The organism is Ruegeria sp. BB5, from assembly GCF_056539405.1.
This window is the reverse complement of sequence record NZ_JBQFUX010000008.1, coordinates 17203-26404: the sequence shown is the minus strand read 5'-3', so window position 1 is coordinate 26404 and position 9202 is coordinate 17203. Positions and strand designations below refer to the sequence as shown.

Sequence of the window (9202 nt, the reverse complement as noted above, 5' to 3'; positions counted from 1 at the left end):
CCGCGCCCCATGACCAACAAGGTGCAGACGCCCGAGGTTCAAAATGACGTGCTGGGGCCGTGCAAAAAACACAGCCCCAGCTCAATTCAAAATCGCTTAGACGCGACGACGCTTCGGCGGACGGCAGCCGTTGTGAGCGATCGGAGTCACGTCACGGATCGACGTGATGTTGAAGCCCACAGCAGCCAGCGCGCGCAGAGCCGATTCACGACCCGAACCGGGGCCCTGAACTTCGACTTCCAGCGTCTTGACGCCATGTTCCTGCGCCTTTTTGCCTGCATCTTCTGCAGCCATCTGAGCGGCGTAGGGTGTCGATTTCCGCGATCCCTTGAAGCCCATTGTACCGGCAGACGACCACGAGATGGCGTTGCCCTGTACGTCCGAGATCAGGATCTTGGTGTTGTTGAAGGTCGAATTCACATGGGCGACGCCCGATGCGATGTTCTTACGCTCTTTGCGCTTAACGCGAGTCTTATCACGTGCCATCAGTCAGACCCTCCCTTATTTCTTCTTACCAGCGATGGCCTTTGCGGGGCCTTTGCGGGTACGAGCATTGGTGTGGGTACGCTGACCGCGAACCGGCAGGTTGCGGCGGTGACGCAGACCGCGATAGCAGCCCAGGTCCATCAATCGTTTGACGTTCATCTGAACTTCACGACGCAGGTCACCTTCGACGGTGAAGTTGGCGTCGATGTGCTCGCGGATGGCCAGAACTTCGGCGTCGGACAGTTCGTTAACGCGACGGGTCGCGTCGATACCTACGGCTTCGCAGATCGCTTTGGCCGAGGTGTTTCCGATACCGGTGATATATGTGAGGGCGATAGGTACCCGCTTTGCAGTCGGGATGTTTACGCCGGCAATACGTGCCACGTGTCACTTTCCTTTTCGTTGCGGTTCCGTAACTCCAGAACCTTTTTTCACAACGCTTTACCGTGGCAGTGAGGCCAGAGGGTTCAGCATTATTCGAGGTGGTCGGGGCAATTGGGACGAATCCCGCATGCGGTCTTGATTCCCTTTAGGGATGGGGGTCGATATGGGCTTTTGGCAACGCCGTCAAGCCCATATTGATATCAGCCAAGGATCGCCTCAATCGACGCGGTGACTTCCTTGATATCCGCCAGTCCGTTCACGGGGCGCAGATCGCCCTTGGCGTAGTAATAGCCGATCAGCGGCGAGGTCTTCTTGTAATATTCCATCAGACGCGTACGCAGGCTGTCTTCGTTGTCATCTGCACGACGCTGGAAGTCATTTTCCTTACCGCAATTGGTGCACTTGCCGTCTGCCGGAATCGGTTTGGTGATGTCGTTATAAACCTCACCACACCCGCCACAGGTCGAACGCGCCGTAATACGGCCCACCAACGCATCATCATCGACGCGCATTTCGATCACTGTGTGCAACGACTGACCCAGCTTGGTCAGCAACGCCGCCAGTGCATCGGCCTGCGCCAGCGTACGGGGGAAGCCGTCAAAGATGAAACCGGCGCCTGTTTCGGTGGTCAGCTTCTCTTCGATCAGACCGATCACGATCTCATCGGTGACCAGCTTGCCCGCATCCATGATCGCCGCAACCTTCTGCCCCATCTCGGTGCCCGAGGTCTTGGCCTCGCGCAGCATATCGCCAGTGCTTAACTGAACCATGCCGCGTGTTTCAACCAGGTGGCGCGCCTGCGTCCCTTTACCGGCCCCCGGGGGCCCAAGAAGAATGATGTTCATCGACGAGAGGGTCCCTTCCTGCCGCGTTTCTTACCTTTGCCGCGCAGTTGGGACTTTTCAATCAGCCCTTCGTATTGGTGCGCAAGCAGGTGGCTCTGAACCTGTTGGATCGTGTCCATGGTCACAGAGACGATAATCAGAACCGAGGTGCCTCCGAAATAGAACGGGATGGCAAACTGGCCCCGAAGGATTTCAGGTAGCAGACAGACCGCCGCCAGATAGGCCGAACCCAGAACGAGCACGCGGTTGACCACGTATTCCAGATACTCGGCGGTTTTCTTGCCCGGACGGATACCCGGCACAAAACCGTTCTGCTTTTTCAGGTTGTCCGCCACATCGTCCGGTTTGAACGACACGTTGAACGTATAGAAATAGGCAAAGAACACGATCATCGAGGCGAAGAACAGCAGGTACAACGGCTGTCCGGGGCCAAAGTTGGCCAGCAGCCACGACATCACCGGCCCGTTGGTCGCACCCGACGAGAAGGTCGAGATCGTCACCGGCAACAGAAGCAGCGAGCTTGCAAAGATCGCCGGGATAACGCCCGCCGGGTTCACTTTGACCGGCAGGTGGCTGGAACCACCTTCATAGATCTTCATACCGGCCTGACGGCGCGGATATTGGATGTGGATCTTGCGCAAGGCCCGCTCCATGAACACCACAAAGGTGATCACGGCGATAACCATCACGATCACACCCACGATCACTGCAGGGCTAATCGCACCGCTGCGTCCGCTGGCAAAGAACTGCGCCAATGCGGCCGGAACCTCGGCAATGATGCCGACGAAGATGATCAGAGATATACCGTTACCGATGCCACGTGCGGTAATCTGCTCACCCAGCCACATCAGGAACATGGTGCCGCCAACCAGCGTAATCATGGTCGACATACGGAAGAACATGCCCGGGTCGGTCGCCAGATCACCCGATTCCAGCGATACGGCCAGACCATAGGCCTGAACGGTGGCCAGAGCCACGGTTCCGAAACGGGTATACTGGTTGATTTTCTTGCGTCCCTGCTCGCCCTCTTTCTTGAGTTGTTCGAGCGCGGGAACCATAGATGTCAGCAGTTGCACAATGATCGAGGCTGAAATGTAGGGCATGATGCCGAGGGCAAAGATACCCATCCGCCCCAGCGCCCCGCCAGTAAACATCGAAACCATGCCGCCGATGCCCTGCCCCGCCTGCTCCATGAATTCGCGCAGGGCCTGCCCGTCGATCCCCGGCACCGGAATAAAGGTGCCCAGGCGATAAACGATCAACAAACCCAGCGTAAACAGGATGCGGTTGCGCAGATCGGTGGCTTTGCCAAGGGCAGACCAGCTTGTGTTGGCTGCCATTTGTTCTGCTGCTGATACCATAAATCGGTCTCTCTTATGAAAACACCGCCCGGAACCGTTTTCCGGCTCGGGCGGCGTCTGGGAAAACTCTGAGGACTATGTAAGCGGGTCTTTGCCCGCTCACAAGCGCTTACTCTGCCGCAGCAGCTTTTGTGACCGTCAGTGAACCGCCCGCTTTTTCGACTGCCTCAACGGCAGCTTTCGAAGCACCGGTGACTTCCAAGTTCAGCTTGGCGCTGATTTCGCCCTTGGCCAGAACGCGGATCCCATCCAGCTTGCGACGCACCAGACCCGACGCAACCAGAGCGTCTTCGGTAATCGCAGCTTTGGCGTCCAGCTTGCCGGCGTCGACGAATTTCTGGATCAAACCCAGGTTGATAACGGCGAATTCCTTGCGGTTCGGCTTGTTGAAGCCACGCTTGGGCAGGCGCTGGTACAACGGCATCTGGCCGCCTTCATAGCCATTGATGGCCACACCCGAACGGGATTTCTGGCCTTTGATACCACGGCCACCCATTTTACCTTTGCCGGAACCGGGACCACGGCCAACGCGGGTGCGTTTCGGTGTAGCGCCAGGATTGTCGCGCAATTCGTGCAGTTTCATATCGCTTCTCCTTAGCCGGATGTGACCCCCGAAGCGTGATGGGCCAACCACGGCATTTCTTGGTTTTGATTCGTATGGCGCAAGGCCACCGCAGGCGTATAGGCCCGTTGACCTCTCTTGGCAAGCCCACGCCTGGGTCTTGGATCATGCGTCGTCCTGGGGCATATTTTCTTCGGAAACGACCCTAGGGACGAGCGGCGCCGCATGAGGGTCGATACCGTGCTTCTCTGCCAGTATACCTACCAGGCTATTGGGATGTGGAATACCACCAAATCTGGTGCGGATGAACGCACGCATACGCCGCCCATAGAAATGGATCGACATGGTGTTATCCGTGATGAAACGTTCTGCGCCGCCTGATGCCCGCATCATGGTTCGGCGATCTTTATACCCAACGGGATATAAAACCTCTTGCGGCTTGGAAAACCGGGCTTCCTTGTTCTGCTGTAACAGCCACGTCAAAGCACGCGGCCCCCAGATTCCCCAAGGCATCTCGCTGGCGTGCTTTCGGTCACCGGCCAGCGCGCTTTGGACCAGCACCGCACGATGTTTCGGCGGCAACCAATGCGGAAGGCGGTACGGGTCGTTGGTATACTCGATCAGGTCATAGAGGGTAGGGCTGTCTTTTGGCAATGCCAATACCCCACCGTTGATTTCATGCGGCGCCAGCCAGCCGTGAAGATGCCCCTGATCGGTTGTGAACGGTTTGACACAATACGCATCGGTATCCGCCCAGATAATGTCATCCTCCTGCGCCAGCATCCGCACACGAAATTTATCCGAATGTAAGGCCGGGCTGCCCGTTCGCTGATGCAGGATAATTTCATTGTCCGGCAGAATTTCACGCGCATCACGCCTTTCTACGCCGTCGGGGATATTTGCAACCGGGCCATATGTATACAAACGTACGTGCTGCCCCACATCCAGAAAGGATTTGATACACAGTTGTTCGAGAAAGCTCAGCGCGCCGTCGATCCAAAGCATCCCGATTTGGTATTCCCGCACCTAACACGCCCTTTCTTGAAACATCAGTGGCAAGCCACTCATCCCTTGACCGATAACGCCAACTCTTTCAACCAGGACACGGGGAATTCCCGCGAAATGTGCCGTCGTTGCACATCCCAAACCAAAAGAGGCGCCAAAAAGCGCCTCTGGGTGAGTGGTTCAAACTGTGAGTTTACGAGCAGTAAACGTGATCATGCGCGATGTCTTTGATATCGCAGCGGCGCACGCCGATATCATTTAGTTCGCGATCGGTCAGACCCTGCAGTTCCGAATAGGTCCGGTTGTACTCGGCGCGCAGGACGTAGGCCTCTTTCACCTTTGCTGCAAAGTCGGCGATGCGAGCGAACAGAGTGATGCCGTGAGTGGTTGTTGCTGTATAAGCCATATCTGAATTCCTTTCCTGATCGGGGCGTATTCCCCGATGTTTTCTTGTGTGTTCCTTGTTTGGACAGGGTTCAGATAGGAGTGTTCGGTATCGCTAACAACGAAGATTTCGGTCTAGCCGCTATGCGTGCATTGAATAGCTATGCGGGGCGCCGTGCTTAATTGGGACCTTTACTGGCTTCTCTGCTTTCGCGCACTTCTTCTGCGGGCGGTCATCGCCCGGCCATCCCGAATACTAAGCCCCATCAACGTCAGATTGGTGGCGCCAGCGATCAGTTCAACGACTTGCACAATATAAAAGCTGGTGTCGAATGATCCTGCGTTTGCTTTTGCGCTAAGGTAGATGGCGGCGGGAACAAGGATAAGAAGTCCGTTCATCGCTATGACCGGCATCCGTTTCTTCTTGGCAAGCGCCTGGACATCTTTGCGGCGACGCCCAAGAGACATGCCGGATGCACCGACAATCACCATTGCTGGCACCAGAATAAACAGTCCGCTGACGATCATGGATTTTACCGCGGCGACGGTCGCAAGGGTTGCAAATAACTCGCTGTACAAGGTGGATGTCCAGAAAACGAGGATTGTAAGAAAACCTAATACTCCGGCGATGGGGTGGATGGTTCTTAACATGTTGCTACTCCGGTTATCGCATCAGGCGACGCAGTGGTTTTCAACTGCGAGCTTTCGAACAAGATGTGGCCGCGCCACAGCACTATCTGGATAGTCCGCGATCCGTCGCTGAAATTCGGGATTGGTAAATGCGTCGCGGAAACTTTGGACGTCCTGCCAGATCGCGTAGTTCACAAAGGTCGAACTGCCAGCGATGCCCTGATGGAGTTGTGTAGAAATATATCCTGGCTGAGATTTCATGAAATCTGCATCATGCGCCCAGGCCTTCAGCAGCGCCTCTTTGTCTTTGGCGTCCACTGTGAACAGGTTGATCAGCACTACCGGACCTTCTTCGGTCTGCATCTGATCTGCCAGCGTGACGATATTGTCCAACTCTTTAATACGAGCCATTTCGATTCCTCTCAATTCTTTTCCATAGCAAGCTATATAATATTGCATAGCTTGCTATGCAAGTGTAAATCTTGAACATGAACTTTGAAAAAGAAAACTCGGCCGGATACCTGGTCAATCACATGGCGCGGTTGTTTGCGAAGGAATTGCAGCAGCGCATTGCGCCCTTGGGGATCGTTGTTGGGCAATTTCCAATTTTACTGCAGCTTTGGCTCAAAGACGGCGTGACGCAAAAAGAATTGCTGGGCAAAATAGATGTCGAACAAGCGACCCTGGCGAACACGCTCAACCGAATGGAACGCGACGGCTTGATCAAAAGAACAAAGAACCCCGCTGACGCCAGAGCCCAACTGATTTGGTTAACTGAGAAGGCCACAGCAATTCGAAACAGCGCCTATGAGTCTGCTCAAAGCGTAAATGCCGAAGCCCTACAGGTGTTAAGTGAAACTGAACAGGCACGCTTCATGGACTATATGCGCCGTATAATAGAAAAAATGCGTTCAGATTGAACTGACACCATATCGATTAAACTAAGAGACCGTCATAACCCTTAAATGATAAAACGCCCCCGAAATATCGGAGGCGTTTCTAACTTTTTCGAAGATGTCGCGCTTAGCCGCGTTCTTCGATGATCTCAACCAGATGCGGGATCTTGTTGACCATGCCGCGGACCGAAGGAGTATCCTCCAGCTCACGGGTTTTGTGCATCTTGTTCAGGCCCAGACCGATCAGGGTCGCGCGCTGTTCAGCGGGGCGGCGGATCGGGGAACCGATCTGCTTTACGACGATGGTTTTTGCCATGGGTCGCTCTCCTTATGCTTCTGCTTCAGCAGCTGCCGGTGCTTCGTCCCGCTTGGGCAGGATGTCAGCAACTTTTTTGCCACGACGCTGCGCAACCGAACGCGGGCTCTGCTCTTTCTGCAGGCCGTTGATGGTGGCGCGGATCATGTTGTACGGGTTCTGCGAGCCCAGCGACTTGGACACAACGTCCTTGACGCCCAGCATTTCGAACACGGCACGCATCGGACCACCGGCGATGATACCAGTACCTTCAGGTGCGGTGCGCATTACCACTTTACCGGCGCCGTGACGGCCTTCGATGTCGTGGTGCAGGGTCCGACCTTCGCGCAGTTGCACGCGGATCATCTGACGCTTGGCTTGCTCGGTCGCCTTACGGATGGCTTCAGGTACTTCTTTCGCTTTACCTTTGCCAAAGCCGACGCGGCCTTTCTGATCGCCGACAACCACCAGAGCGGCGAAGCCAAAGCGCTTACCACCTTTTACGGTTTTCGACACACGGTTGATCGCAACCAGACGATCGGCGAATTCCGGTGCTTCGTCGCGGTCACGACCACGGCCCCGGCGGTTTTCACGTTCTGCCATTTTGGCATCCCTTCTCTCACATGGCGCAATCGGCGCCGTTTGTTCAATCCAAGTGAGCCCCGACTGTTGCCGAGGCCCCCGGATCATCGGGGCAGCCGCAAAGCTGCCCGCAAGTCTTAGATCTTCAGGCCGCCTTCACGCGCAGCGTCGGCTAGAGCCTTCACTTTGCCGTGGAACAGGAAGCCGCCACGATCGAAATAGGCCTCTTCGACGCCTGCCTTCTTGGCACGCTCGGCGATGGCCGCGCCCACTTTGGTGGCCGCTTCGACGTTGTTCTTGCCAACGACACCCAGATCTTTTTCCAGGGTCGAGGCCGAGGCCAGGGTCACGCCACGCACGTCGTCGATCAGCTGAACAGAGATGTTCTTGTTCGAACGGTGTACGGACAGACGCGGACGACCCGCGTTGACCTTGCGAAGTTTGTTCCGAACGCGCAGGCGGCGCTTCAGAAACAGGGTTCTTTTGCTGTTTGCCATGGTTTGCGTCCTTACTTCTTCTTGCCTTCTTTGCGGAAGATGAACTCGCCCTTATAGCGGATGCCCTTGCCTTTGTACGGCTCGGGACGGCGCCATTCGCGGATTTTGGCCGCGACTTCGCCCACCTGCTGCTGGTCGATACCTTCCACAACGATCTCGGTCTGCTTCGGCGCGGTGATGGTGACACCTTCCGGAGCGGTGAAATCAACGTCGTGGCTGTAGCCCAGGTTCAGCTTCAGGGTGTTGCCCTGCATCTGAGCCCGGTAACCAACACCCTGGATCTCCAGCTCTTTTTTGAAGCCCTGGGTCACACCGGTTACCAGGTTGGCAACCATGGTGCGGCTCATGCCCCACTGCTGGCGGGCACGCTTGGACATGCCACGGGGGTTGATTTGCACAACATTGTCTTCGACCGACAGCGTTACGTCATCGGTTGCGGTGAAGCTGCGGGTGCCTTTCGGACCTTTCACTTCGATGGTCTGGCCGGACACAGTGGCGGTAACGCCGCTGGGCAGCTCGACCGGTTTTTTACCAATACGAGACATTGACAGACCTCCTTAGAAGACGGTGCAGAGCACTTCGCCGCCAACATTGTTGGAGCGAGCGTTTGCGTCCGACATCACACCTTTCGGAGTGCTGACAATCGACACGCCCAGACCCTGACGGACCTGTGGGATGTCATTAACGCCCATGTATACACGGCGACCGGGCTTCGAGACCCGCTTCAGCTCGCGAATAACAGGGGTGCCTTCGTAGTATTTCAGGCTGATTTCGATGGCCGGATGACCGTTTTCACCGGTCGTCGCTTCGTAGCCACGGATATAACCTTCGTCCGCCAGCACGTCCAGAACCCAACCGCGCAGCTTGGAAGCCGGGGTGGAAACGGTGGACTTGCCGCGCATTTGCGCGTTGCGGATGCGGGTGAGCATATCGCCGATAGGATCATTCATATCTATGTCTCCCTTACCAGCTCGATTTCACCATGCCGGGGATCTGACCAGCAGAACCCAGCTCGCGCAGCGCAATACGGCTGACCTTCAGCTTACGGTAGTAAGCATGAGGACGACCGGTCAGCTGACAGCGGTTGTGCAAACGAGTAGCCGAGCTGTTGCGCGGCAGTTTCGCCAGTTTCAGACGCGCTTTGAAACGCTCTTCCATCGGCTTGCTCTCGTCATTCGCGATTTCTTTCAGCTCGGCACGCTTTGCGGCATATTTGGCCACCAGGCGTTCGCGCTTCTTCTCGCGTTCGATCATTGCTTTTTTAGCCATGTCTTA

16 protein-coding genes are annotated in these 9202 nt (G+C 56.0%); 1 reads left to right on the top strand and 15 read right to left on the bottom strand.

The genetic code is table 11. From position 1 onward, the window contains the following. Positions 1-96: 96 nt before the first annotated feature. The 9 genes from rpsK to ACR0DL_RS16365 form a co-directional block, all read right to left on the bottom strand. On the bottom strand, positions 97-486 hold the full coding sequence (gene rpsK, locus ACR0DL_RS16405) for a 30S ribosomal protein S11 (RefSeq protein ID WP_008757289.1): 390 nt from the start codon (positions 484-486) through the stop codon (positions 97-99). A 15-nt stretch (positions 487-501) separates the two neighbouring features. Further along, on the bottom strand, positions 502-870 hold the full coding sequence (rpsM, locus tag ACR0DL_RS16400) for a 30S ribosomal protein S13 (RefSeq protein WP_058272383.1): 369 nt from the start codon (positions 868-870) through the stop codon (positions 502-504). A gap of 200 nt (positions 871-1070) precedes the next feature. Beyond that, positions 1071-1715 carry an adenylate kinase gene (locus ACR0DL_RS16395; RefSeq protein ID WP_170351670.1) on the bottom strand — a complete coding sequence of 215 codons (645 nt, stop codon included), beginning with the start codon at positions 1713-1715 and terminating at the stop codon, positions 1071-1073. Continuing rightward, positions 1712-3076, bottom strand: a complete 1365-nt coding sequence (gene secY, locus ACR0DL_RS16390; protein WP_058283501.1) for a preprotein translocase subunit SecY — start codon at positions 3074-3076, stop codon at positions 1712-1714. The genes ACR0DL_RS16395 and secY overlap by 4 nt, the downstream gene beginning before the upstream one ends. 109 nt (positions 3077-3185) lie before the next feature. After that, positions 3186-3659 (bottom strand): 50S ribosomal protein L15, encoded by a 474-nt coding sequence (gene rplO, locus ACR0DL_RS16385; protein WP_170351671.1) that lies wholly within the window; start codon positions 3657-3659, stop codon positions 3186-3188. A gap of 144 nt (positions 3660-3803) precedes the next feature. After that, the gene (locus ACR0DL_RS16380; RefSeq protein ID WP_480690219.1) at positions 3804-4664 is read right to left on the bottom strand and encodes a hypothetical protein; all 861 of its coding nucleotides are present in this window, start codon (positions 4662-4664) and stop codon (positions 3804-3806) included. A gap of 172 nt (positions 4665-4836) precedes the next feature. After that, complete coding sequence (locus ACR0DL_RS16375) at positions 4837-5049, bottom strand: DUF1127 domain-containing protein (protein WP_480690217.1); 213 nt, start codon at positions 5047-5049, stop codon at positions 4837-4839. Between the two features lie 170 nt (positions 5050-5219). Then, positions 5220-5678: a hypothetical protein gene (locus ACR0DL_RS16370; protein ID WP_480690215.1), complete on the bottom strand. Its 459-nt coding sequence runs from the start codon at positions 5676-5678 to the stop codon at positions 5220-5222. A 21-nt stretch (positions 5679-5699) separates the two neighbouring features. Continuing rightward, positions 5700-6068 (bottom strand): antibiotic biosynthesis monooxygenase family protein, encoded by a 369-nt coding sequence (locus ACR0DL_RS16365; protein ID WP_480690213.1) that lies wholly within the window; start codon positions 6066-6068, stop codon positions 5700-5702. A gap of 77 nt (positions 6069-6145) precedes the next feature. On the opposite strand from ACR0DL_RS16365, the gene ACR0DL_RS16360 reads away from it, so the two are divergent. Continuing rightward, positions 6146-6577, top strand: a complete 432-nt coding sequence (locus ACR0DL_RS16360) for a MarR family winged helix-turn-helix transcriptional regulator (RefSeq protein ID WP_170414653.1) — start codon at positions 6146-6148, stop codon at positions 6575-6577. Between the two features lie 103 nt (positions 6578-6680). Here ACR0DL_RS16360 and rpmD read toward each other — a convergent pair whose 3' ends face one another. The 6 genes from rpmD to rpsN all read right to left on the bottom strand — a co-directional run bounded on the left by rpmD (position 6681) and on the right by rpsN (position 9196). Further along, positions 6681-6869: a 50S ribosomal protein L30 gene (gene rpmD, locus ACR0DL_RS16355; protein ID WP_008757946.1), complete on the bottom strand. Its 189-nt coding sequence runs from the start codon at positions 6867-6869 to the stop codon at positions 6681-6683. Positions 6870-6881: 12 nt separating this feature from the next. Then, positions 6882-7451, bottom strand: a complete 570-nt coding sequence (gene rpsE / locus ACR0DL_RS16350; RefSeq protein ID WP_058283505.1) for a 30S ribosomal protein S5 — start codon at positions 7449-7451, stop codon at positions 6882-6884. Between the two features lie 116 nt (positions 7452-7567). After that, positions 7568-7927: a 50S ribosomal protein L18 gene (gene rplR / locus ACR0DL_RS16345; RefSeq protein WP_058283506.1), complete on the bottom strand. Its 360-nt coding sequence runs from the start codon at positions 7925-7927 to the stop codon at positions 7568-7570. Between the two features lie 11 nt (positions 7928-7938). Beyond that, positions 7939-8472, bottom strand: coding sequence for a 50S ribosomal protein L6 (rplF, locus tag ACR0DL_RS16340; RefSeq protein ID WP_170351676.1), 534 nt, complete (start codon positions 8470-8472; stop codon positions 7939-7941). 12 nt (positions 8473-8484) lie between these two features. Then, positions 8485-8877 carry a 30S ribosomal protein S8 gene (gene rpsH / locus ACR0DL_RS16335; RefSeq protein WP_010437099.1) on the bottom strand — a complete coding sequence of 131 codons (393 nt, stop codon included), beginning with the start codon at positions 8875-8877 and terminating at the stop codon, positions 8485-8487. A gap of 13 nt (positions 8878-8890) precedes the next feature. Continuing rightward, positions 8891-9196: a 30S ribosomal protein S14 gene (rpsN, locus tag ACR0DL_RS16330; RefSeq protein WP_010437098.1), complete on the bottom strand. Its 306-nt coding sequence runs from the start codon at positions 9194-9196 to the stop codon at positions 8891-8893. Positions 9197-9202: the final 6 nt, after the last annotated feature.

What these genes read in the sequence shown, in the direction of transcription:
- rpsE (WP_058283505.1), bottom strand. Translation starts at nt 7,451, where the DNA reads ATGGCAGAACGTGAAAACCGCCGGGGCCGTGGTCGTGACCGCGACGAA.
- ACR0DL_RS16395 (WP_170351670.1), bottom strand. Translation starts at nt 1,715, where the DNA reads ATGAACATCATTCTTCTTGGGCCCCCGGGGGCCGGTAAAGGGACGCAG.
- ACR0DL_RS16375 (WP_480690217.1), bottom strand. Translation starts at nt 5,049, where the DNA reads ATGGCTTATACAGCAACAACCACTCACGGCATCACTCTGTTCGCTCGC.
- rpsK (WP_008757289.1), bottom strand. Translation starts at nt 486, where the DNA reads ATGGCACGTGATAAGACTCGCGTTAAGCGCAAAGAGCGTAAGAACATC.
- rplO (WP_170351671.1), bottom strand. Translation starts at nt 3,659, where the DNA reads ATGAAACTGCACGAATTGCGCGACAATCCTGGCGCTACACCGAAACGC.
- ACR0DL_RS16370 (WP_480690215.1), bottom strand. Translation starts at nt 5,678, where the DNA reads ATGTTAAGAACCATCCACCCCATCGCCGGAGTATTAGGTTTTCTTACA.
- rplR (WP_058283506.1), bottom strand. Translation starts at nt 7,927, where the DNA reads ATGGCAAACAGCAAAAGAACCCTGTTTCTGAAGCGCCGCCTGCGCGTT.
- rpsN (WP_010437098.1), bottom strand. Translation starts at nt 9,196, where the DNA reads ATGGCTAAAAAAGCAATGATCGAACGCGAGAAGAAGCGCGAACGCCTG.
- ACR0DL_RS16365 (WP_480690213.1), bottom strand. Translation starts at nt 6,068, where the DNA reads ATGGCTCGTATTAAAGAGTTGGACAATATCGTCACGCTGGCAGATCAG.
- ACR0DL_RS16360 (WP_170414653.1), top strand. Translation starts at nt 6,146, where the DNA reads ATGAACTTTGAAAAAGAAAACTCGGCCGGATACCTGGTCAATCACATG.
- rpmD (WP_008757946.1), bottom strand. Translation starts at nt 6,869, where the DNA reads ATGGCAAAAACCATCGTCGTAAAGCAGATCGGTTCCCCGATCCGCCGC.
- secY (WP_058283501.1), bottom strand. Translation starts at nt 3,076, where the DNA reads ATGGTATCAGCAGCAGAACAAATGGCAGCCAACACAAGCTGGTCTGCC.
- rplF (WP_170351676.1), bottom strand. Translation starts at nt 8,472, where the DNA reads ATGTCTCGTATTGGTAAAAAACCGGTCGAGCTGCCCAGCGGCGTTACC.
- rpsH (WP_010437099.1), bottom strand. Translation starts at nt 8,877, where the DNA reads ATGAATGATCCTATCGGCGATATGCTCACCCGCATCCGCAACGCGCAA.